22 protein-coding genes are annotated in these 24,696 nt (G+C 32.9%); 8 read left to right on the top strand and 14 right to left on the bottom strand.

All coding sequences use genetic code 11. The features are described 5' to 3' along the window. Positions 1-49: 49 nt before the first annotated feature. From FNB79_RS05125 to FNB79_RS05100, 6 genes are all read right to left on the bottom strand, one after another. Complete coding sequence (locus FNB79_RS05125; protein ID WP_143380286.1) at positions 50-2,518, bottom strand: TonB-dependent receptor domain-containing protein; 2,469 nt, start codon at positions 2,516-2,518, stop codon at positions 50-52. 118 nt (positions 2,519-2,636) lie between these two features. Further along, entirely contained in the window at positions 2,637-2,978 is a 342-nt protein-coding gene (gene arsC, locus FNB79_RS05120; RefSeq protein ID WP_143380285.1) for an arsenate reductase (glutaredoxin), read from the bottom strand. 14 nt (positions 2,979-2,992) lie between these two features. After that, a protein-coding gene (gene prfB / locus FNB79_RS05115; protein WP_143380284.1) for a peptide chain release factor 2 occupies positions 2,993-4,103 on the bottom strand; the annotation gives its coding sequence in 2 pieces (ribosomal slippage) (positions 2,993-4,039 and positions 4,041-4,103; 1,110 coding nt in all). 61 nt (positions 4,104-4,164) lie between these two features. Next, positions 4,165-5,019, bottom strand: a complete 855-nt coding sequence (locus FNB79_RS05110) for a transglutaminase-like domain-containing protein (protein WP_143380283.1) — start codon at positions 5,017-5,019, stop codon at positions 4,165-4,167. 55 nt (positions 5,020-5,074) lie between these two features. Then, the gene (locus FNB79_RS05105) at positions 5,075-6,019 is read right to left on the bottom strand and encodes an alpha-E domain-containing protein (protein WP_143380282.1); all 945 of its coding nucleotides are present in this window, start codon (positions 6,017-6,019) and stop codon (positions 5,075-5,077) included. A gap of 7 nt (positions 6,020-6,026) precedes the next feature. Continuing rightward, the gene (locus FNB79_RS05100; protein ID WP_143380281.1) at positions 6,027-7,493 is read right to left on the bottom strand and encodes a circularly permuted type 2 ATP-grasp protein; all 1,467 of its coding nucleotides are present in this window, start codon (positions 7,491-7,493) and stop codon (positions 6,027-6,029) included. Positions 7,494-7,712: 219 nt separating this feature from the next. Here FNB79_RS05100 and FNB79_RS05095 point away from each other — a divergent pair, with 219 nt between their 5' ends. Further along, positions 7,713-8,732, top strand: a complete 1,020-nt coding sequence (locus FNB79_RS05095; protein WP_143380280.1) for a threonine aldolase family protein — start codon at positions 7,713-7,715, stop codon at positions 8,730-8,732. Positions 8,733-8,799: 67 nt separating this feature from the next. Here the strand turns inward: FNB79_RS05095 and gdhA are convergent, their stop codons facing one another. Beyond that, positions 8,800-10,143, bottom strand: coding sequence for an NADP-specific glutamate dehydrogenase (gdhA, locus tag FNB79_RS05090; protein WP_143380279.1), 1,344 nt, complete (start codon positions 10,141-10,143; stop codon positions 8,800-8,802). A gap of 218 nt (positions 10,144-10,361) precedes the next feature. On the opposite strand from gdhA, the gene FNB79_RS05085 reads away from it, so the two are divergent. From FNB79_RS05085 to FNB79_RS05070, 4 genes are all read left to right on the top strand, one after another. After that, a complete protein-coding gene (locus FNB79_RS05085; RefSeq protein WP_143380278.1) occupies positions 10,362-11,105 on the top strand; it encodes a THC0290_0291 family protein in 744 nt (247 codons plus the stop codon). 93 nt (positions 11,106-11,198) lie between these two features. Beyond that, positions 11,199-11,921, top strand: coding sequence for a DUF3298 and DUF4163 domain-containing protein (locus FNB79_RS05080; protein ID WP_143380277.1), 723 nt, complete (start codon positions 11,199-11,201; stop codon positions 11,919-11,921). A gap of 11 nt (positions 11,922-11,932) precedes the next feature. Beyond that, positions 11,933-12,286 carry an arsenate reductase family protein gene (locus FNB79_RS05075; protein ID WP_143380276.1) on the top strand — a complete coding sequence of 118 codons (354 nt, stop codon included), beginning with the start codon at positions 11,933-11,935 and terminating at the stop codon, positions 12,284-12,286. Beyond that, complete coding sequence (locus FNB79_RS05070; RefSeq protein WP_143380275.1) at positions 12,279-13,160, top strand: DMT family transporter; 882 nt, start codon at positions 12,279-12,281, stop codon at positions 13,158-13,160. Before FNB79_RS05075 ends, FNB79_RS05070 begins: the two co-directional genes overlap by 8 nt. Here the strand turns inward: FNB79_RS05070 and FNB79_RS05065 are convergent. Beyond that, positions 13,157-13,645, bottom strand: coding sequence for an acyl-CoA thioesterase (locus tag FNB79_RS05065; protein ID WP_143380274.1), 489 nt, complete (start codon positions 13,643-13,645; stop codon positions 13,157-13,159). The two genes, FNB79_RS05070 and FNB79_RS05065, sit on opposite strands and share 4 nt — an antisense overlap. A gap of 113 nt (positions 13,646-13,758) precedes the next feature. Here FNB79_RS05065 and FNB79_RS05060 point away from each other — a divergent pair, with 113 nt between their 5' ends. The 3 genes from FNB79_RS05060 to nadD are packed head-to-tail and all read left to right on the top strand — an operon-like array spanning position 13,759 to position 15,778. Continuing rightward, positions 13,759-14,616 (top strand): YicC/YloC family endoribonuclease, encoded by an 858-nt coding sequence (locus tag FNB79_RS05060; RefSeq protein ID WP_143380273.1) that lies wholly within the window; start codon positions 13,759-13,761, stop codon positions 14,614-14,616. Between the two features lies 1 nt (position 14,617). Further along, positions 14,618-15,193 carry a guanylate kinase gene (gmk, locus tag FNB79_RS05055; protein WP_143380272.1) on the top strand — a complete coding sequence of 192 codons (576 nt, stop codon included), beginning with the start codon at positions 14,618-14,620 and terminating at the stop codon, positions 15,191-15,193. A 6-nt stretch (positions 15,194-15,199) separates the two neighbouring features. After that, positions 15,200-15,778, top strand: coding sequence for a nicotinate (nicotinamide) nucleotide adenylyltransferase (nadD, locus tag FNB79_RS05050; protein ID WP_143380271.1), 579 nt, complete (start codon positions 15,200-15,202; stop codon positions 15,776-15,778). 50 nt (positions 15,779-15,828) lie between these two features. Here the strand turns inward: nadD and nagB are convergent, their stop codons facing one another. The 6 genes from nagB to FNB79_RS05020 form a co-directional block, all read right to left on the bottom strand. Then, a complete protein-coding gene (gene nagB, locus FNB79_RS05045) occupies positions 15,829-17,757 on the bottom strand; it encodes a glucosamine-6-phosphate deaminase (protein WP_143380270.1) in 1,929 nt (642 codons plus the stop codon). 43 nt (positions 17,758-17,800) lie between these two features. After that, a complete protein-coding gene (locus tag FNB79_RS05040) occupies positions 17,801-19,015 on the bottom strand; it encodes an exo-beta-N-acetylmuramidase NamZ family protein (RefSeq protein WP_143380269.1) in 1,215 nt (404 codons plus the stop codon). Positions 19,016-19,034: 19 nt separating this feature from the next. Then, on the bottom strand, positions 19,035-20,693 hold the full coding sequence (locus tag FNB79_RS05035; RefSeq protein ID WP_143380268.1) for a glycoside hydrolase family 3 protein: 1,659 nt from the start codon (positions 20,691-20,693) through the stop codon (positions 19,035-19,037). Next, positions 20,686-21,510: an N-acetylmuramic acid 6-phosphate etherase gene (murQ, locus tag FNB79_RS05030; protein ID WP_143380267.1), complete on the bottom strand. Its 825-nt coding sequence runs from the start codon at positions 21,508-21,510 to the stop codon at positions 20,686-20,688. Before murQ ends, FNB79_RS05035 begins: the two co-directional genes overlap by 8 nt. 17 nt (positions 21,511-21,527) lie before the next feature. Next, positions 21,528-22,988: a sodium:solute symporter gene (locus FNB79_RS05025; protein WP_143380266.1), complete on the bottom strand. Its 1,461-nt coding sequence runs from the start codon at positions 22,986-22,988 to the stop codon at positions 21,528-21,530. Between the two features lie 209 nt (positions 22,989-23,197). Beyond that, positions 23,198-24,688 (bottom strand): SusD/RagB family nutrient-binding outer membrane lipoprotein, encoded by a 1,491-nt coding sequence (locus tag FNB79_RS05020; protein WP_143380265.1) that lies wholly within the window; start codon positions 24,686-24,688, stop codon positions 23,198-23,200. Positions 24,689-24,696 lie beyond the last annotated feature (8 nt).

Below are 24,696 nucleotides of genomic sequence, written 5' to 3'. Positions count from 1 at the left end.
TAATATACTAAACAAAAAAAGCTTCCTAAAAAGGAAGCTTTTAAATATTTTAACCTTCAAAACCCATTTCATCACCACCAGTATCTTCGTCTCGATCTCCTCGCTCTTGACGACTTTTTTGTTGATTAAATCTATAAGTAAATGCTAAGTTGAATGAGCGTTGTCTGAATTGCATTTCACTATCACTAATATAGGTATCTGTAGTAGAAAGCGTAGATCTTTTCATAGAATTGAACACATCGCTAACATTGAAAGTTATTGAAGCATTTTTATTAAAAACTTCTTTACTAAATGCTAAACTTGTATAAAACATACCATCTGTTTTATTTTGAGCATCTTCTGAAGGACCACGATACATAAGTCGTGTTTGCCACTCTATTTCGGCAGGTAATGTTACTTTATTGTTCAATCTAATAAACCAGCTTAAGTTATCTGCATCAAAATTAACCCCATTATAATCTCCTCTGGTAATAGAGTTAAAGAAGTTAAAGTTGGCATTTAAATTCCATTTTTTACTCGGTCTATACGTTGTTGTAAATTCAAATCCATAACGATCGTTTGTTGCTAAATTAATAGGCGAACGTTTAATTACAGAAATTTCTGTACCACCAACAATTACAGTTTCTCCTGTTGCCTCAGAAATAAATGTAAACACATCTGTAGCATGTTGGTAATATATAGAGGAATTTAAAGTCACCTTCTTAAAAGTATACAAATAACCTAAATCTACTCCCGAGGAATAACTTGGATCTAAATCTGGATTTCCTTGAAATAAACTGGTTGTACTACTTCTAGATGGAAAAGGATTTATATATCTGGATCTTGGTCTTCTAATACGTCTATTATAGCCTAACATAAGACTTTGATCTTCGGAAAACTCATACCCTAAATTAATGGTAGGGAATAATCCCAAATAGTCTTTATCTTGATAATCGTTACTTGTTTTTTGATCTATTACAATATCTGTAGACTCCATTCTTAACCCTAATAAGAACGAGAATTTATCTTTAAACTTACTACCGTATTGAGAATATATAGCATTAATATGTTCTTTATAAATTAAATTATTACTTACGTCTGCATCTATCTCGTAAGCACCATCTACATAATATGCTAAAGTATAATCTGTATCTAAATCATTAAAATTACCACGGTACCCAAATTCAAACTGACTGTCTTCTCCTAGCGGAAGTACGTAATCTGCTTGTAGTAAAACACGTTCTTGATCTTCTAGGGTGATTACTTCTTCCGACTCTAACCCGTTCTCTGTAATTAAAGAATGTTCATCTTCAGACGTATCTTCATATTGAAAATCGAAAGTTAATTTATGTCCAGGTTTTTCAAATTGTTTGTCGAAGTTTAAAGCATATTGCACCGTCTTATCATCTTCAGTCTCGGGATCGTGTCTATACGTTTCATTTAGAATATTTCCTAAATTATCAACTTCTACAATATCGTTTGATGCGTTAGAACTGTTATCACTATCTTTATAAAACATAGAGGCTGTTACAGAAGTATTGTCGTTAATATACCATTCTACACCTAAATTAGTATTAATACCTTTTCTAACTCTATCGTAATCAATATCCTCATTTAAAAACGTATTTTCTTCATCACTAATAAGAGTCCCATCGTCATCAAACTCTGTATTAAAATATTCTGTTTTTGTAGACGAATTACCTGGAGATTCTCTATAAGAATATCCAGTAGTATTAAAGAAATTAAAATCTCCTGTTCTATAGTTAATATTTCCAGATATACCTGCAGCATCTGGATAACCAACATTAGCAGTCATAGACCCATTAAATCCTTGTAATTTACTACGTCTTAAAATAATATTTAAGATTCCTCCAGTTCCTTCTGCATCATATCTGGCTGAAGGAGATGTTATAACTTCTACACGCTCTATAGCATCTGCAGGCAGTTGATTTAGCGCTTCATTAGAACTTAATCCAACTAATCCTGATGGTTTTCCGTTAATTAAAATAGTAACATCATCGTTTCCTCTTAAAGCTATATTTCCCTCTACATCTACTGAAACAGAAGGCACATTATCTAAAACATCGCTTACAGTACCTCCGCTAACTGTTAGATCTTGACCTACATTATATACTTTCTTATCAAGTTTAATATCTACAGTAGTTTTTTCTGCAATTATTTCTACCTCAGCTAAAGACTCTGTATCTAACGCCAATTCTATATTACCTAAGTCTGTGTTTTTAGTTAATTGTTTATTTAATAGTGTTTGCTTTTTAAATGATATATATTCAAATGTAACATTGTAAACACCTACTGGAACTGAAATACTAAATTTACCTTTAGCATCTGTAATACCCCCAGTAATAACACTATTATCTTTACTATCCCTAAAGGCTACGGTAGCATACTCTAAAGGTAATTTAGATTCTAACTCTATAACATGACCTGTTATTGTTATGTCTTTACCTGATTGCGCTTGTATATTAAAGCAAAAAATAAAAAGAAGCAGACTAAATACCACTTGTTTTCTAAAATTCATAGACTGTTGTTTTAATTAAGTAAGACTGCAAGAAACAAAAATGGTTTAGTTAGTCTTAGTTAAAAGATTGTTAAAAGAAAAAGCCTCTAATCTTAAAAAAAATTAGAGGCTTTTGTATTTATAAAATGTTAGTAATATCTTGAGGCGGCCTTCCAATTACTGCTTGGTCTCCATTTACAACTATTGGACGTTCAATAAGTTTGGGATATTCTATCATAGCCTCTATTATAGCTTCGTCTGTTAAATTAACATCTCTAAAGTTCTCTTTCCAGATTGCTTCATTTTTTCTTACTAAATCTATTGGCATAATATCTAACAGCTCTATAATATGTTCTAATTCTGCCTTTGTTGGGATATCTTCTAAATATTTAACAACTTTAAATTCTTTTCCCGAGGCTTGAAGTATATCTAATGCTTCTCTAGATTTACTACATCTATTATTGTGATAAATTGTAATCATAGGTTTAATTGTGATTATAAATTATTAGTCTCTTCTGTTTTTTGTCCCATCATCATTAAATAGGCTTTTAAAAAGGCATCTATATTACCATCCATTACGGCATCTACATTACCTGTTTCGTGTGCTGTTCTTACATCTTTAACTAATTTATAAGGATGCATAACATAGTTTCTTATTTGGCTTCCCCATTCAATTTTCATCTTTCCTGCTTCTATGTCTTCGCGCTGTGCCATTTGCTTTTGAAGTTCTATCTCATACAATTGAGATTTTAACATCTGTAAAGCTCGAGATCTGTTATCGTGTTGGGAGCGTGTTTCTGAACATGAAATCTGAATACCTGTTGGCTTGTGTGTTAATTGCACCTTGGTTTCTACCTTATTCACATTTTGTCCTCCAGCACCACTAGAACGTGCAGTTGTAATCTCTATATCTGCAGGATTAATATCTATTTCAATGGTATCATCTACAAGTGGATAAACGTATACCGAAGCAAAACTAGTATGGCGTTTTGCATTACTATCAAATGGAGAAATTCTAACCAAACGATGTACTCCATTTTCACCTTTTAACCAACCAAATGCAAAATCGCCTTCAATCTCTAACGTTACAGTTTTAATACCTGCAACATCGCCTTCTTGATAGTTTAGTTCTTTAACTTTAAATCCGCTTTTCTCTGCATACATTAAATACATGCGCATAAGCATACTTGCCCAATCACAACTTTCGGTACCGCCTGCTCCGGCAGTAATTTGAAGTACAGCACTTAAGCCATCACCTTCTTCGGACAGCATATTTTTAAACTCAATATCTTCTAATAGTAAGTGTGCTTTTTCGAATTGTTCGGTAACTTCTTCTAAAGATGAATCTCCTTCCTTGTAGAACTCGTATAACACTTCTAAATCGCCTACAAGTGTTGTAATTGTATTAAAATCTTCTACCCATTTTTTCTTAACACGAAGCGATTTCATGATTGCTTCTGCAGCCTTAGAATCGTTCCAAAATTCTGGATCGAAGGTTTGCTCCTCTTCATTTTGTATTTCTATGAGTTTGACATCTATGTCAAAGATATTGCCTTAGAAGTGTAAGGCGGTGTGTAAGATCTTTAATTTGATCTGCTGTTATCATAAACATTAAATTTTACTCAAAAGTACTACACTTTTTTTCAAAAATTAAATTTACAAGTATATTATTGTTCATATGTTACCTCAACCTTATGGTTAGACACCTTTTTACCGTAGGCAAATAAAACTTGTTTTAACGGAGCACAATCGTTGTAATCTCTTCCATGTGCTACTTTTACATGATTATGGTCTGCCAAAATATTATTAGCTGGATCAAATCCAACCCAACCTAGATTAGGCACAAACACTTCTGCCCAAGCACTCATTTCTGAATCTCCAAAAAAGCCATCGCCTTGGTGTAAATAACCAGATACGTAACGTGCAGGAATTTTATTTAAACGCGAAAGGGCACAAAATAAATGTACAAAATCTGAGCTTGCGCCGTGTTTTTTTTCTAAAACCTCTGTTAATGGTGTTTCTGTAGCAGCTTCTTCTGCATTAAATGTAATATTATTATACACCCAAGCATTAAGTTGTTTTACGTTATCTAAAACACTTTTAGAGGTTTCAAAATTAAATATACAAGTGTCACATTCGCCTTTTGGCAGCGTGGTAAGTTCGGTAGTATTTAAATAAGCTTCGTAATCCACTTTAAAATCCAGCGTACTAATTGCCTCATATTCTTCTGCTATAGTAAACTCTGGATTTACTTTTATTGGATCAACTTTAGATTTAGTTAATTTAAAAACAGCCTCAAACTTAATTGTATTAAACGGTTTTTTAGTATGAATTCTAGTGGTTTCAAAATTATATCCATTAATAGATTTTTCTATCGGACAATCTCCTGAAACAGCGAATGTACTCGAGGTTAACTCCTGAGTTGCATTTTTTTCGGGAGTAACCATAAACTGCCAATACGATTCGAACACGGGGTTTTCGTAAGAGTTTTCTGCAGTATATTTTATTGTATAATTGAACATATTCTAAACGAAATTAAAAATTCAAATTAAAACAATTTATTCACACCATATTCTTTTAATGGTAGAAATATTCGTCTTCAAGTTTTTCACTTAATTCTATTAAGCTTGAAAAAGTATGCGCTATAAAATCCTTAACATCGTCCTGTATATCTTCAACCGTTTTGTATTTATATTCACATCGCATTTTACCTATTAAAAATAAGGCTGTTCCCTTTTCATGCGCCTTTAAGGGATCTAACATCGTGATATGTTCTTGAATCTGATTTAAGCAATACAGTACCGTTCTTGGACTGTTAGGATTAAGCATTAAAAACTCTAATACAGTACTTTGTGTAGGCGTTTTTCTATATACCCTTCTATTAATATCAAAAGAATCTACACATTTTAAAAGTGTAGTCCACTCATAACTCTTTTTTAAACGTTTAGGCTTACTTAAGGTTACTTGTTCTGCAGCATTATATTTTATTTGCAGAATACGTGTTACCTGTGTAGCACGCTCTATATTTATTCCTAATTTTATTAGTGCATAGACTTCGTCATGCAGCATTGTACCTCTAATTTTACCTTTTAAAATTGTAGATTGATGCATGATATGGCTTGTAAAATCATGCAAACCACGGGTTACAAAGTAGTCTTTAGAATAGTTAATTACAGAATGATAAAATTTATTTATGGTTTCGTAACAATCGTTAGATATTAAATCTCTTGAACTGTTTGCATTTTCACGAGCATAAGAGATACACTTTAAAATTGAATAATGTTTATCTGGATTTAAAGCAATATTATAAAGTACGTCTTGTTCTACTAAAACCTCATCATCTTCATCTTCTTCTCCTACCATCTCATAAATAGATTTTAATACAAATTGACGATCTCTAGATAATTTATTTGGCGCATCTAAAGAGGAAAAGTAGTTTACATTTGTAAAACGCGCGGTATGTTCTGCACGCTCAATATAACGCCCCATCCAAAATAAGTTATTGGCTATTCTTGCTAACATATATTAATTATTTTTTTAAAACCCAAGTGTCTTTTGATCCACCTCCTTGAGACGAATTCACTATTAAATTACCTTTTTTTAAAGCTACACGTGTTAAACCTCCTTTTAACACAAACTCTTTATCTTGCCCTAATAAAGTAAACGTTCTTAAATCTACGTGACGTTGCTCGAAAGACTGGCAATCTTCAATATAAGTAGCATGAACTGAAAGCGACATGATAGGTTGTGCTATATATTTTCTTGGATTTTGAAGAATGACTTTTTTAACAGCTTCAATTTCTGCTTTAGTAAGTTTATTTCCTATAGAAATACCATAACCACCTGCTTCATCTACAGGTTTTACCACTAGATTATGGATATTTTCTAATACATATTTTAAATCTGTTGGCCTACTACAATGATACGTATGTACATTATTTAAAATAGGTGTTTCACCTAAATAAAATTTAATAATTTCAGGCATATATGTATATATGGCTTTGTCATCTGCAACACCTGTACCTGGTGCATTTACCAAGGTAACATTTCCATTTTTATATGCAGAAAATAATCCTGGAACACCAATGGCCGAATCTTTTCTAAACTCTAAAGGATCCAGAAAAGTATCATCTATACGTCTATAAATAACATCTACACGCTTAAGACCACTAATGGTTTTCATGTAAACAAAATCATTTTCAACCACTAAATCCCGCCCTTCAACCAATTCGATCCCCATGGTTTTAGCTAAATATGAATGTTCAAAATAAGCAGAATTATAAACACCTGGTGTAATAACTACACAAGTTGGCACATCGACACCTTTGGGCTTTACAGACTCTAAAATATCTAATAAATTTTCTGAGTAATCGGTTACGGTATGTATATTATAATGATTAAAAACACCAAATAACGACCGTTTTAAAGCATTACGATTATAAATCACATAACTTACACCCGATGGACACCTAATATTATCTTCTAACACATAATATTTACCATCAGAATGTTTTATTAAATCTGTTCCCGAAATATGATTATAAATTCCTCCAACTGGATCTAAATTATCCATTTGTCTTAAATAATTAGCAGAAGAGCTTATTAACTCTATAGGTACCAACCCAGCTTTGATAATATTTTTATCGTGATAAACATCCCAAATAAACGCATTTAAAGCCTTACAGCGCTGAATAACCCCTTGTTCTATAGTTTTCCACTCGTCGGCATCAATAATCCTTGGAAACAAATCGAAAGGAAATATTTTTTCCTGAGCTTTAGCATCATTATAAACTTGGAATGTAATTCCCTGATTAAAAAAAGATGTTTTAGCCTTATTGTTTAAATTGATAAAATCTTCAATAGATTGATCATTATATATATCGAATAACTTCTGATATACCTGTCTAACATTTTGTTTTTTATCGAAAATTTCATCAAATAAATTTTCATTACCATCATACGAAGAAAAAAGATGCTTTAAATTAGTGGGCTTCATGCATTTTACGTTTTCTCTAAAATACTTAATATTTTTCAGTCTTGTGATGAAAAAAAATTATTAATTTGACAGTATTAAACTTATTTTAACAAAAATAACAAAGTGTTAATACAAATTTCACAATTATAATACATCTTAATTAAATTGTATTAATTAAAAGCTTATTGACAATAATCTATTAACTTTCTTCCTTAATTATTATTAATAAAACACAAATTTATGATTATAGACCTAAGAAGTGATACCGTTACTAAACCTAGCACGGAAATGCTTGAAGCTATGATATCTGCAAATGTTGGCGACGATGTATACAAAGAGGACGAAACCATAAACGCTCTGGAAATACGCATAGCAAAACTGTTTGGAAAATCGCATGCAATGTTTTTTCCTAGCGGCACTATGGCTAACCAAACGGCTATCAAAATTCATACAAATCCTGGCGAACAAATTATTTGCGATAAATATGCACATATATATAATTACGAAGGTGGTGGTGCTTCTTTTAACAGTGGCGTATCTTGCAAACTTATAGATGGAACCCGAGGTATGTTTACAGCAAAAGAGGTTACAGCAGCTATAAATCCGCCTGATTTTTACCACAGCCCCTTATCTACTCTAGTAGAAATTGAAAACACTACTAATAAAGGTGGTGGAGCGTGTTGGGATATTCACGAACTAGAAAAGATTAAAACCGTTTGCGAACAACATAATTTAGGTTATCATTTAGATGGTGCTCGTTTATGGAATGCCTTAGTTGCTAAAAATGAAACCCCAGAACAATACGGAGCTTTGTTTGATACTATATCGGTCTGCCTGAGTAAAGGACTTGGATGCCCAATTGGTTCTGTTTTAATTGGAGACAACATTTTTATGCAGAAAGCACTACGTATTAGAAAACTGCTAGGAGGCGGTATGCGACAAGGTGGTTTTTTAGCTGCTGCAGGATTATATGCAATAGACCATAATATAAACCGTTTAGCAGAAGATCACAAAAAAGCAAAAGAACTTGGTGAACACTTAAAATTAATATCACAAGTAAAGCATGTAGCGCCTTCTGAAACCAACATTGTGATTTTTGAATTACAAGATGACGTTAATAGTAATGAATTTATATTAAAACTTAAACTCCATAATATACTAATAAGTAACATGGGACAAGGTAAACTGAGATTAGTTACTCACCTTGATTATACAGACGCTATGCACAGCAAAGTGCTAGAAGTACTTAAACAACTTTAATTTAAGAAAAAGAAAAAGCCTTCAAAACTAAATCTTGAAGGCTTTATATCTATAATTAGTAAAGGTTTTACACAACTCCTTGAGCTAACATTGCATCTGCAACCTTAACAAATCCAGCAATATTTGCCCCTTTAACATAGTCTATATAACCATCTTCTTGCGTACCATAATTAACACATGATGCATGTATATTATCCATAATTTGTTGCAATTTAGCATCTACCTCTTCTCTAGTCCAACTTAATCGTAATGAATTCTGGCTCATTTCTAAACCAGACGTTGCTACGCCTCCAGCATTAGACGCTTTACCAGGAGAAAATAATAATTTAGCATTCTGAATAATAGCAATAGCTTCTGGTGTAGTAGGCATATTAGCACCTTCGGCAACAGCAATGACCTGATTAGCAACTAATTTTTCAGCATCATTAGCATCTAGTTCATTTTGTGTTGCACAAGGCATTGCGACATCGCAATTTATAGACCAAGGTCTTTCACCTGCAAAATATTCCGCAGACGGGTAAACATCTACATATTCACTTATACGTCCGCGCTTAACATTTTTAAGTGTTTTTATAAATTCTAATTTTTCTACATCTATCCCGTCTTTATCATAGATATACCCAGATGAATCTGAAAGTGTCACAACTTTAGCTCCAAACTCTGTAGCTTTCTCACAAGCATATTGCGCCACGTTTCCAGACCCAGAAATAACTACTGTTTTTCCATCAAAAGATTCATTACGTGTTGCAAGCATACTTTTAGCAAAATACACCGCACCATAACCTGTAGCCTCTGGTCTAATTAAAGAACCTCCATATTCTATTCCTTTACCAGTTAATACACCTGTAAATTCGTTACGTAATCTTTTGTACTGTCCGAATAAATATCCTATCTCACGACCACCAACTCCTATATCTCCCGCTGGTATATCTGTATTTGGACCAATATGGCGACTTAACTCAGACATAAATGACTGACAAAAACGCATTACTTCGTTATCACTTTTACCTTTAGGGTCGAAATCGCTTCCGCCTTTTCCTCCTCCCATTGGCAAGGTTGTTAAAGCATTTTTAAAGGTTTGTTCAAAACCTAAAAATTTAAGAATACTTAAATTCACCGAAGGATGAAAGCGTAAACCACCTTTATAAGGACCTATAGCTGAATTAAATTCTATTCTAAACCCCCTATTTACTTGAGTTTGTCCTTCATCATCAATCCAAGGGACTCTAAATATTATAGTACGTTCAGGTTCAACCATACGTTCTAATAACTTTTTTCCTTTGTATTTAGGAGTGTTTTCAATAAACGGAATTACAGTTTCTGCAACTTCGTGAACAGCCTGAAGAAACTCTGGTTCATGACCATCTTTCTGTTTTACATGCTCAATAAAAGAATTTATTTGATTTTTCATTTAAAAAAAATTATGATACTGCTAAGCAATCATTAGTTTTGAAGCACAAATATACGTTATTTACAAATATCCACCTGTTTTTACTTAAAATTCGTAATAATTTTCATGTTAAATTATTCCTAACACTTAAATTAAGTTTTATTTGATTGATTCAACTTAATTTATATATTTGTATCTGCTATTAATGCTACTAACAGCATATATTTAACGCAAATACAATGCTCTATAAACAAAGGTTATTTTTAATTTTATTTTTCTTTAGTTGTATAAATTTATTTTATGCTCAAACAGGGTATGAAATAGGTTTACTGGTAGGACCAGCACAAATGCGATCGGATTTTGGACTAAGAGAGGATAAGGACACTAATACTGGTAACATTGGTTTTGGAGCTGGTATCATGTTTAATATAAACCCAATTGATTGGGGTTCTAGACGTGATTATGTTTACGACCATTTTAAACTTCGTTTCGATTTATCCTACAACAAAACTAGTTTACAGCACTACGGTAAATATGTAGATCCAGAAGATAATAGTGATGCTGCACAAAGGTTAAGAAATCAGACAGGGGAAGCTAAAAATTTTAGTGGTGGTATAGCTCTTGAATATTACCCATTAAGTTTAAGAAATTTCTTTTACCAGTTTTTTGATTTTTCTCCCTATCTTATATTAGGAGGACAGTTAACCTTTGCTAATCCAGATTCTAATATTACAGATGCAGATCAGATTTATGCCCCATGGGGATTAAATGCCATAAACACAGAATCTTTTTACACTACTGCTTTGAACACCGGTATTGGTATACGATATAAAGTTAGTGATTACTCAGATTTTTTATTAGAAGCAAAATGGCAATTTTTTAATAGTGATTGGGTAGATGGTCTAAACCACGACCTAACATATAACAAAAATAACGATTCGTTAATTTGGGTTAGTGTAGGGTATGTTTATTACTTAAACTAAAACTACTTACTTGTTGTTTAATTAAAACTCGGTTTTTTCTTCGCTTATCGAACTTCAATATGTACCTTTAATTTCAATTTATAAAGCTACATCATGTGCCCTAAAACACAATCATTTTATATCCTTTATTGTCTTTTTATTTTAGCGTCTTGTACCCAAAAAAAAGAACTTACTTTTTCAGAACAACATATAACTACACCTAATAATACAATTGTAGACATTAACATTCCTAAAGCTAATGGTAATAATAATGTCGCTCTTCATATTAATGAAAGTCTAAATCAATTTGTTGCAACTGCGCTTGAATTTAATGAAATGGATGAGACTTCAATTACAATAGAAGAACACATCAATCGTTTTAATACAGAATATAAAAATTTTAAAAGTCAATTTCCCGATAGTTCACAAGAATGGGAAGCTCAAATAGACGGAGAGGTGATCTATAATTCTCCTGAAGTAATTAGTATCTCTCTAACTACTTACTCTAATACAGGTGGTGCTCACGGTATTTTAGTTATTACCTTTTTAAATTTCAACGCACAAACTGGAGCACTTTTAACAACAAGTAAACTCTTTAGAAATAAAGAAGAATTTACAACCTTTGCTAGTCCGTACTTTAAAGATGAAATTGCTGAGAGAGAAGATATGTACTTGGAACCAGACAATTTTATTTTACCACAAAACATAGGTTATAGTCCTGATGGTCTAATTTTGTTATATAATACATATGAAATTGCACCATATGCTACAGGAATTACAGAATTTGTTATCCCTTATAATGAAGCAAATTCTTATTTAAACATTCAAGGCATTTAACACTAATAATTATGAATAAAATCTATTATTTAAAAACTTGCAACACGTGCATGCGTATTATTAAGGAGTTAAACCTTCCTGGAGATGTCGTACTTCAAGACATTAAAGAAACACCTATTACAGTTAAACAGCTTGAAGATATGCACAAATTATCCCAGAGCTATGAAGCGTTATTTAGTAAACGTGCAAAATTGTACAAAGAGATGGATTTAAAAAACCAATCTCTTGAAGAAATTGATTACAAAAATTATATACTCGAACATTATACCTTTTTAAGTCGCCCAGTTTTAATCTATAATAATAAAATATTTATAGGAAATAGTAAAAAAAATGTAGCAGCCGCTAAAGCAGCAATACATGAATAAACGTATATTAGCATTACTAGCACTTTTTTTAGTTCAAATTTTTTATGGCCTAAATTATTCCTTCGCTAATGATGTTATTGATGGTGGCTATATTAAACCTTTTGGATTTATCTTACTGCGTTTACTAGGCGCAACTACTCTTTTCTGGATTGTTGGCATTTTTACTCCAAAACAAAAAATTGAAAAGCAGGATTATTTAACTTTTGTAGCTGCTGCATTCTTTGGCATGTGCTTAAATATGTTATCCTTTTTTAAAGGCCTAGAATTTACAACACCTATACATGCATCTGTTATATCTACCATTACACCTATAGTAGTAATTGTACTTTCTGCCATTTATTTAAAAGAAAAAATAACACCCATAAAAGTACTGGGTATATTTTTAGGGTTTGCAGGAGCAATTATTTTAAGCGCATACGGTAAGCCCATTCATCCGGCAGATAATATTATTTTAGGAAATGCTCTTATAATTTTAAATGCAACGGCATTTAGTGTGTATCTCATTATCGCTAAAAGATTAACTGGAAAATACCATCCGTTAACAGTTATAAAATGGCTGTTTTTATTGGGGTTAATCATGACAATACCATTTGGATTACAAGAATTTAGAGCAGTAGCATGGCATAATTTCCCACCTTATATTGCTTTTTCAGCCTGTTTTGTTGTGGTTTTTGCAACCTTTGGAGCCTATTTATTTAATATCTTAGGTCTCACTCAATTAAAAGCTTCTACAGCCGGTATTTTTGTATATATCCAACCCGTAATTGCTGCCACTTTTGCATTAATTATTGGAAGTGACACCATAAATATTGTAAAAATACTAACTGCTATTTTAATTTTTACTGGCGTATATTTAGTAACTAAAAAAACTTAATTTGCCTTTGTTTTTAAAGGTTTAGGCACTTTATTAAAAACTCTAGTATCAGCTTTAGTTAATACTTTAAAGTCTTCTGTTTTAGGAAATGCATTAGCCAATACCATTAATTGGTCTGGTAAGCCTGTTAGTTTTCTCACTTTTAAATCTATCCAACCACCTAGCATTTCACAATGTGCAAGGTGTTCACCTTTGTCATTATAAAAATTATGTTCAAATTTAAAAAATTTTCCGTCATCACTAATTCCAGAGACTTCTAGTCCAACTGTAATAGGTTGTCCTAAAAATGCTTCTTTAAAATAATACATATGCTCATAAAACACAACCGGCCCCAGATTAAATTTAGCCATGTCTTGAGACGAAAATCCGTGTTCCAATAAGAAAGCCATTCGTGTATGACTCATAAAATTAGTATATGCAGAATTTGCGAGATGGCGATTAGCATCAATATCACTCCAACGAATTTCAAATTTTTTAGTGTACATGGATTAACCTTTTCCTTCAAAAATAAAAAATAATAGACGATATACATATCTGTTTTAGAATTTTCTATACGCCTAACTTTAACTACCTTTGCATAACTTTTTAATTATAGTTTATGATATATTCAATGACAGGTTACGGTAAATCTGTAATACAATTGCCTACCAAAAAAATTTCTATAGAAATTAAATCGCTTAATAGCAAAAACTTAGATCTTAATACAAGAATGCCATCATTCTACAGAGAAAAGGAATTGAATTTACGTAAACTCATTGCAGATAAACTGGTACGCGGAAAGATAGATTTCTCTATTTTTGTTGAAATTACTGGTGAAGAAACTTCTACACAAATTAACAAGCCTGTTGTAAAAGAATATATAAAACAACTTCAAGATATAGTTGACGGCGACCAAACTGAATTACTTAAAATGGCTGTACGTTTTCCTGATGCGGTAAGTACAGAACGTCAGGATATTGATGAAAATGAATGGAAAATCATTTTAACAGAAATACATACTGCTTTAGACCACATTACAGAATACCGTTTAGACGAAGGAAAAGTATTAGAAACAGATTTTAAAGACCGCATAGCAACATTAGAATCTCTTTTAGACCAAGTAATTGCTATAGACCCAGAACGTATAATTGCTGTAAGAGAGCGTTTACGTAAAGGCGTTGAAGAATTAAAAGAAAAGGTAGACGAGAATAGATTTGAACAAGAATTAGTATATTATATTGAAAAATATGATATCACAGAAGAAAAAGTACGTTTAAAAAACCACTTAGAATATTTTATAACATCTTTAAATTCTAAAGATTCTAACGGAAAAAAATTAGGTTTTATTGGCCAAGAATTAGGTCGTGAAATAAACACTATTGGCTCTAAAAGTAATTATGCACCAATGCAGAAATTAGTTGTGCAAATGAAAGACGAATTAGAAAAAATTAAAGAACAACTTTTAAACGTTTTATAACATGTCTAAAGGAAAACTTATTGTATTCTCTGCTCCTTCTGGATCAGGAAAAACAACTATTGTAAGACATTTACTCGGTATAGATGCATTAAACTTAGAATTCTCTATCTCTGCTACGTCTCGCGAGAAACGTGGCACAGAAGTACACGCTAAAGATTATTATTTTTTATCTCTAGAAGAGTTTAAACACAATATTAAAAACGATTCGTTTCTAGAATGGGAAGAAGTTTACCGAGATAATTTTTATGGCACGTTAAAGAGTGAAGTTGAACGTATATGGGCTCAAGGTAAACATGTTATTTTTGATATTGACGTTTCTGGCGGACTTAGGATTAAACGTAAGTTTCCTGAAGAAACGCTTTCTATATTTGTTAAACCACCAAGTATAGACGAGTTAAAAATTCGTCTTAAAAAACGTAAAACAGAATCTGAAGACAAAATTAACATGCGCGTTGCAAAAGCTTCAGCAGAATTAGCAACAGCACCACTTTTTGACTGTATTATAGAAAACGACACCTTAGAACACGCACTTGTCGAAGCAGAGAAAGTGGTTTCTGAATTCATTAATAAAGATTAGTATTTCATGAAAATCGGGCTTTACTTCGGCACTTTTAACCCTATACATACAGGACATTTAATTATTGCAAACCACATGGCCGAATACAGCGATTTAGAGCAAATTTGGTTAGTTGTTACACCTCATAATCCCTTTAAGAAAAAAAGTACTCTATTGGATAATCACCATAGATACGAAATGGTATATCAAGCCATAAAAGATTATGAAAAACTTGATGTTAGTGATATAGAGTTTAAATTACCTCAACCTAGTTACACCATTAATACGCTTACTTATCTTTTAGAAAAATATCCTAAACATAAGTTTTCTTTAATTATGGGTGAAGATAATTTAAAAGGATTTCATAAATGGAAAAACAGCGATATAATTTTAGAAAACCACGAGCTTTATGTGTACCCCAGAATTACAAAAGATCAAACTGAAACAACACTTAAAAATCACCCTAAAATACATCTTATAGACGCTCCTATTGTTGAAATATCTTCAACCTTTATTAGACAAGCCATACGAGATGGAAAAAACTGTAAACCTTTACTTTCAGACCCTGTAGCACATTATATTGATATTATGAATTTTTACAAATAAAAAAAGCCGAGAAATTATTTCTCGGCTTTTTAATTTATAAGATAAACACTCTAAAAATGCCACCTCACAAAGGCTTCCATAGCAGCGTAGTGTGCTAAACCTAATTGATGATAGATCTCTGCTGTTTCGCGGTTTCGGTCTTCTGCTCGTTGCCAGAATTCTCTGCTGTCTGATCCCTGAAACACCACACCATCTTTTTGCGATTGATGCTTAAATATTCCATGACGCTTTTCTAACACTTGATCCGGACTCATTGGTACTGCCATCTCTATCTCATCTACATTCCACTCTTGCCATGCCCCTCGGTATAACCAAACCCAACAGTCTTTCATATACTTTTTTGGTTTTAGCGCTTTTACGGCTGTAAATATGGCGTCTAAACACACTTTATGGGTCCCGTGTGGATCGGCTAAATCGCCTGCTGCATAAATTTGATGTGGCTTTATCTTATCGATTAAGGCCATTGTTATCTCTATATCATCCTCGCCTAAAGGTTTCTTTTCTATGGCTCCTGTTTCATAGAATGGCATTTCCATAAAATGGATGTGAGCATCTGGTAAGCCTATAAATTTTGCTGCAGCATGTGCTTCTCCTTTTCGTATTAATCCTTTTATATAGCGTACTTCCGGGATGTCTATCTCACTCCCTTTTTTATTCTCTAAAAACGCTATGGCTTTTTTATAAATGTTTTCTGCTTCTGTACTTTCTATGCCAAATTTGGCATTGTAATCGCATACAAAACCTGCAAATCGTAAGGCTTCATCGTCCGATACGGCTATGTTTCCTGAGGTTTGATACCCAATATGCACTTCGTGACCTTGTTCTTGTAATCGTTTAAAAGTTCCTCCCATACTGATCACATCGTCATCTGGGTGCGGACTAAATATTAGTACGCGTTTCTTAGCTGGCTCTGCGCGTTCGGGACGTTTAGAATCATCGGCATTAGGTTTTCCTCCAGGCCATCCGGTTATGGTGTTTTGCAACCTGTTAAAAATCTTGATGTTTATATCGTAGGCTGGTCCAGAATCGGCTAATAAATCGCTCATTCCGTTTTCTATATAATCGGCATCGGTTAACATTAAAATGGGTTTCTTTAAATGTAATGCTAAACCTAATACAGCCTTTCTTACTAACTTATCCGTCCATTCTATTTTTTCTACCAACCAAGGTGTATTTACTCGTGTTAGTTTAGAAGATGATTCCTTGTCTAATACAAAGGTTACATTATCGTGTTCTTGTAAAAAAGACGCTGGTACCAAGTTAGTTACTTGCCCTTCTACAGATTGTTTTATAATGTTAGATTTCCCTTCGCCCCAAGCCATTAATATTACGCGTTGGGCTTCCATAATCTTTTTAACACCCAATGTAATGGCTGTTCTTGGGGTGTTGTTTAATCCTAAAAAATCGCTGCTGGCTGCAACTCTGGTAATGTGGTCTAAGGCGACTAATCGCGTTTTTGAGTTTTGTAGTGATCCCGATTCGTTAAAACCAATATGGCCATTTCCTCCAATTCCCAATATTTGTAAATCTATTCCGCCTAAAGCTTCTATTTTTGACTCGTAAGCATCGCAATAATCTGCAATCTCTTCTTTGGCTAATGTTCCATCTGGAATGTGACAGTTTTCTGGTAAAATATCGACATGATTAAACAGTAACTCGTTCATAAATCGTACATAACTGTTTACAGAGTCTGGCTCCATAGGATAGTATTCATCCAAGTTAAAAGAAATTACATTCTTAAAACTTAAGCCTTCTTCTTTGTGTAAACGTACCAATTCTGCATATAAGCCTTTGGGTGAAGAGCCTGTGGCTAATCCTAATATACAAGGCTGTTTCTGTGAGGCTTTTACTTGGATTAATTCGGCGATTTCCTTAGCTACAGCTTTAGACCCTGAATTTGAATCTTCATAAACAACTGTCCCGATGTTCTCGAAGCGCTTTTCAAATCCTGTCGCTTTGTCTATACTACTTTTTAGCATAATCTTTTATTTTTTGTTTTAAACTTTAAGTTTTACTTATAAATTATTTATACAGCAAATAATTTGCTCTTGTATTTTTAAATGCGTTAAGACCTAATTGCCATTTAGCTTTAATTTCAGGACTAGATAATCCGTTTTCTATCTGTTTTTGTAAGGTTTTAGTACCTGCCAATTTTGAAAAAAAAGCATTAAAAAACACCTCTTTTTCTAAAGACGAATGGTAAGCTGTGATTAACCATTCTAAATTTAAATCGTGTAGTTTTACTTGACGTCTTAAATCCATTCCATAACAAAGTTCTCCCTTATATTTTGGAGCTTTAGAACCCAAATTTGGCTGAGGAGTAAAACTAAATTCGAATATTGAACTTGGTAATGTAGGCGCTCCAAAAACTTGAAATTGCATAGCTGTGCCCCTACCACAACTCACAGTTGTGCCTTCAAAAAAACAAAGACTTGGGTACAAATTAACAGCAACAGCATTTGGGAGATTCGGAGAAGGTTTAATAGGCAAATTATACCCTAAATGGTGTGCATAGTTTTTTAGATTAACTACTGTTAAATCACACTGAACACCTTGTTTTAACCATTTTTCACCATTAATCATTTTTGCATATTCCCCAATAGTCATTCCATAAACTACTGGAACAGGATGCATCCCTACAAAACTTTTAAGGTCCTCTTCAAGTATAGGCCCATCAATATAATGACCGTTAGGATTTGGCCGATCTAGTACAACCACAGGAATATTCAATTCGGCACAAGCTTCCATAATATAATGTAACGTAGATATATAGGTATAAAAACGCACACCAACATCCTGAATATCGAAAACCATAACATCTATATCTTCTAAATTCGCTTTGGAAGGTTTACTATTTGCACCATAGAGCGATATAATAGGCAATCCCGTCTTAGCATCTGTACCATCTGCAATGTGTTCGCCAGCATCTGCTTGACCACGAAATCCATGTTCTGGTGCAAACACTTTTTTCACATCTATATTGAGTAGTAATAAAGAATCTACTAAATGCGTGTATTCTAACTGAGTGTCTGATTTAAAGATAACACTAGTTTGATTTGCGGTAATACCAACTCTTTTCCCTTTTAGTAAGGGCAAATATTCTGTAGTCTGGTTTGCACCTACACGAATTATAGTGTCTTTTTTAAAGGTATTACTATTAACTGTTTTATGTTTTGTAACACTATTACAAGACACACAAGCAACTATTAACACTAGTAGACTAAACCTAATAATCATAATATAAATGACTTTAATTTTATTTTAATTCCGCATTAATGGAGGCAGGTAATTTCCCAACAGCTTCTTTTTTACCCACTAAAATTTGAGCTGAAGTAAGTTGAGCAACATCTGTATTTTCATAAGAGATAATTAAACCTTCAACATGTTCTAAAAGCAATTCTTTTAAACAATACTGACTTGCAAATACATTTAAAACAACGTGATTACTCTTAGCAATCTGTTCTATTAACATCTTGTCTTCTGCAGATATTTTTTTTACATCTCGGTAATTAGATCTATGGTAACTAATAATTACCTTATCATATTTTTTTTGTTCTTTTAATCGTACAGATGCTTCTAAATCTGAAATATTATAGACATTAAGTTCTGATTGCAAAGCATTAAAAAACGGTTTTGAATCCCCATCTCCCAATTTTAAAAACGCTATGTTTTCTGCAGATTTTTTCTGAATTGGTAAAATCTTATTTTGATTTTTACAAATGGTTATTGCCTTACTCATCGCAGCTTTATTTAAGTCTACATTTGCATCAGAATTTAGATCACTTATTAAACCTTCAATCTCGATAGGTTTAAACTTATTTAAATTAACATCGTATTTTGCACCTAATATTTTTTTTACGGAATGCGCTAAACGTGCTTCAGAAATGTCGTTGTTATTATAAGCTTCAACAATTTTTAAAATCCCTTTTGTAGAGTTATTGGTAAAAAGTAATACATCATTACCCGCCTTAAAAGCAGCTAAATCTACATCGCCTGGCGCTTTAAAATTTGCTGCTCCTTTCATGTTTAAAGCGTCTGTAAATACTAAGCCTTTATAGTTTAATTGGCCCTTTAGAATATTTGTTACAATATTATAAGATAATGAAGAGGGCAACCCTGGTTCTGCCTCTAGGCTAGGCACACTTAAATGAGCAACCATAACACCAGCAACCTCTTTTTTAAATAATGCTTTATAAGGATAGAACTCTACATTTTGTATTCTTTCTTCTGAAAAATTTACTACCGGTAATGTTTTATGCGAATCTGTAGCTGTATCTCCATGTCCAGGAAAATGTTTAGCACACGCCAAAACCCCCTCGCTTTGCAGACCCTCTGTGAATGCTATAGCTTTTTGGGTAACATTAAATTTATCTTCGCCAAACGAGCGAACACCAATTATAGGATTATTAGCATTAGTATTAATATCTACTACAGGTGCAAAATTTAAATGTACACCTAAACGCTTAGAATGTTTACCTATTTGCTGTCCTATTGCTTTTATTACAGCGTCATCCTGAATTGCTCCAAGGGTCATGTTATACGGAAATCCAGATGTACTATCTAACCGCATATTTAAGCCCCATTCTGCATCTATGCCAATTAACAAAGGGACTTTAGATAGGGATTGATAGGTATTTGTTAATTTAGCTTGACGCACAGGACCTCCTTGAAAAAAAATTAAGCCGCCAATGCCATTTTTCTTTATTAAATTTTGAATGGAATCGACATGGCTTTTAGGCCTATTAGAATATGCCGCTACCATGAATAATTGCCCAACCTTTTCTTGTAAAGACATACTATTGTATATACTATCTACCCATTTTTCTTTAGGGCTTTTGCTCTCAATGTTATATGGATTTGGAAAAAACCCTAATGAAGTTAAGAGTAATACACCAATGATGAACATTTTATTCATAACTAGAGTTATTAAATTCGTTAATTACATTTCTTACACTGTTATGTTTTAGCAATAATGTTTTAGCCAACTTCTCATCAATCCCGAGTTCGTCAACAATCATTTTAACACCCCGTTTTACCAGTTTTTTATTAGACAATTGCATATTAACCATTTTATTCCCTTTTACACGACCAAGTTTTATCATGACAGTTGTAGAGATCATGTTTAAGGCTAATTTTTGAGCTGTACCAGCTTTCATTCTTGTACTTCCTGTAACAAATTCAGGTCCAACAACTACTTCTATAGGATAATCTACCTCTAGGGACAATGGGGAATCTGCATTACAAGTTACACAACCGGTAATTATATTATGTGCTTTAGCTTTTTGTACACCACCTATAACATATGGTGTTGTGCCAGATGCCGCGATACCAACTAATACATCTTTATCTGTAATATTGTATTTTTTTAGATCTTCCCAGGCCAAATCGGTATTATCTTCGGCATTCTCTACGGCTTTTCTAAGTGCGATATCTCCGCCAGCTATTAATCCAATTACCCAATCGTCAGGCACACCATAAGTTGGTGGACATTCAGAAGCATCTAACACACCTAACCGGCCACTAGTACCTGCTCCTATATAAAATAATCGTCCGCCAGCTTTCATTTTTTCATGTATAACATCAACCAATTTTTCAATAGCAGGCACAGCTCGTTCCAAAGCATAAGGCACTGTTTTATCTTCAACATTCATACTACTAAGCAACTCGTTAGTGCTCATTTTTTCTAAATTATTATAGTCTGATGCTTGCTCTGTTGTTAGTTTATTTTTCATACTCAGCATGTTTCAATTTAATTTATATTTTTTTTATCCCGAAAAAGGATTAAACATATTACTGTTAAAAAAGCATTAACAAAAATGTTCATGAATCCGAAATCGAAATCGAACCAAAGAATAAAATAATGATTTAAAAGATAGGTAACTACAGGCATGAGCACACATATAAAAGGAACTGCTGAGTCCTTTACTTTTAGTGTACTAAAAATGCCCAACATATATAATCCCAATAAGGGACCATAAGTATATCCTGCTACCTTAAATATTAATGAAATTACATTTCCTTTACTTTGAGAAAACACCATAATTATTGTAAAAATAACTGCAGAAAAACCAAATAATACTCGGTTCTTTAATGCTTTTTTCACTTTAGAATTTTCATGTTGAATATCTAAAAAGTCGTGAGTAAATGAGGTTGTCAAAGCAGTTAAAGCAGAATCTGCACTTGAGAATGATGCTGCTGTAATTCCTAATATAAAACTTAAGCTAGCAATGGTTCCGAAGTGATTTAAAGACAACATAGGGAACAACGTATCTGTATTAATAAATTTTCCGTTTTCCACTTCCAATTGTATTCCGAAATTTTGAGCATACATATATAACAAAACGCCTAATCCTAAAAACAAAAATTGTGTTACAGCCAACACTAAACTAAAGGTTAAAATATTGCGTTGTGCTTCATTTTTGTTTTTACATGTTAGCGTTTTTTGCATCATATTTTGATCTAAACCAACCATAGCAACAGCGATTAATACGCCAGAAATAAATTGCTTAAAAAAGTTGCTTCCTGAATTAAAATCCCAATTAAAAATTTTAAAATACCTATGATTCATTACCGCAGAAGTAGTCTCTACAAGATTCATGTTTAGTGCGTTTTTAACTACATAAATTGTAACACCAACAGCTAGTAATAAGAAAAAGGTTTGTAGAGTATCTGTCCATACTATAGTTTTAATTCCAGATTTATGAGTGTATAACCAGATTAAAATCAATATAATAAGTACAGTAACAAAGAATGGTATATGAAAAGCATCGAATACCGCATACTGTAAAATTTTAGCTGCAAGCAATAGCCGCAATGCAGCACCAAAAGATTGGGAAATTAAAAAAAATAGTGAGCCTGTTTTATATGATTTAATACCAAAACGTGATTCTAAATAAGAATAAATAGACACTAATTTTAGATCGTAATAAATAGGTACAAGCACGTATGTTATAAACACATACCCTACAACATTTCCAAACACAAATTGTAAATAATAAAAATAGTTAGTCCCAACCATTCCCGGTATAGATACAAATGTAACCCCGGAAAGTACAGCACCTATCATCCCAAATGCTACAATTTGCCAAGGCGACTTTCTGTCTCCGGTATAAAAAGAATCGTCGCTAGTGTTTTTGGAAACAACATGAGAGATAACAAGTAAAACCACAAAATACAAGGCTATTACTAACAAAATAAGTGTTGCGCTCATATATTAAACACCTTTAAAGAGTTAAGAACTAAGTACATTTTATTATCTGTTTTTTAAAAAAATTAAGTACTATTTTTTTGATTTTATAAGATTTAAAAAACGGTGAGAGAAGTAACCAATTTCTCTCACCTAAACTATTAATTATAAACAAACCATGAATATTATTAACCTTAAGTATTAATAGTTTTTATTTTTAAATCCTTAATTTATTACTCTACATCCCACCAAGTTCTATCTAGAAGTCCATCGCCTCCTTGAGCTGCTATTGCCGCTGCAACCGCGTCTGGGTTATTTAGTTCTTCTGAACTTGGGTAGGGAAATCTTCTTGGTATTTCGCCTCCTGTTAATAAATCTGCTACATCTGCAGCAACCAATTCTGGATATCCAGATCGTTTCCAATTTGAGAAAGTTTCAATTCCATTTCCAAAAGTTGCTATCCAATATTGCTCATTTATCATTTTTAATGCTTGAGATTCATCAAATGGATTTGCTTCTAAATACGTATTAATTTGATCTGCTGTAATACTAACAACCCCATTGCCATACATAGACAAATAGTCCATTGCAGCCGTTACTCCCGCATTGTAATGCGCCTCTACATCGCCATCGCCAAGTCCCCAACGTTCTGCTGCTTCTGCAACCATAAATTCAACTTCAGCATATGTTTGATAGAATAAGGGAGCATCGTAAATAACAATACCACTACCGCCGAAAATATTAATATTTGGTTTAGAATTAGCAGTACCTCTAGTATCATCATTTATATCCTGACCCGATTGTAAATCGAAAGACGTATCGCCATCAATTGTTGAGAATAATACAGACACTCTAGGATCGTTTCTATCTTTCATATAATCCATAAGTGTTGCTGAAATTTTTAATTGAGCATCTGCTCTAGAGGAAAAAGACTTTGTAAGCGGATTTACATTTGGTCCAGAATCGTCTGCATTATCTTCATATTGTACATAAGCAATATCATCGTTACTACTCATAACTCCACCGCTTATAGCTTTTGTTGCCCACTCTTGTGCAGCGCTATTATCTACTTTTACCATTCGCATTGCCAAACGCAACATAAGAGAATTTGCAAATTTTTTCCACTTAGTAGTATCGCCACCATATAACAAGTCTGCAGAGCCATAAGAACTTTCTCCACCTGCACTTAATACCGTTGCAGCGCTATCTAAAGTTTCCAACATGCTAAAATAGATATCAGATTGAGAATCGTATGTAGGAAAACGTATGCCTTCTATATAACCTAAACCTGCTTCGGTATAAGGTATATCACCATACAGGTCTGTAATTCTACTAAAAATAAGCACCTTTTGCACGCTTGCTATTGCTAAGTCTACTTCTGCTGTAGAAGATTCACTAGAGGCTAAAGCGGTTTCTAAATCGATTAAATTTTTAACTGTGTTTGGGTACTGTTCTTCAAAAAAGTGATTTGTACTTCCTTCTTGATATAAGAAAGAGACATAAGAAGTGGCATTAAGATGCTGTACATTTTGCATTAAATGAATTACATCATAAAACAAAGTAGCAACATAACTACTCCCGCCTGTATATAATTGAATATATGTTAATTTAGTTGATGGATCTAAATCTGTTGCAGTTGTGGGATTAACATTAAGTTCATCAAAACCTTCATCACACGATCCAAATATTGCAACTACCGCTAATAAAATAAGTATTTTTTTCATTTTGTGTT

The sequence above is a fragment of the Formosa sediminum genome (genome assembly GCF_007197735.1).
GTDB classification, from domain to species: domain Bacteria; phylum Bacteroidota; class Bacteroidia; order Flavobacteriales; family Flavobacteriaceae; genus Formosa; species Formosa sediminum.
Note: the sequence above shows the minus strand (reverse complement) of the source record. Positions and strands in the feature narration are given on the sequence as shown.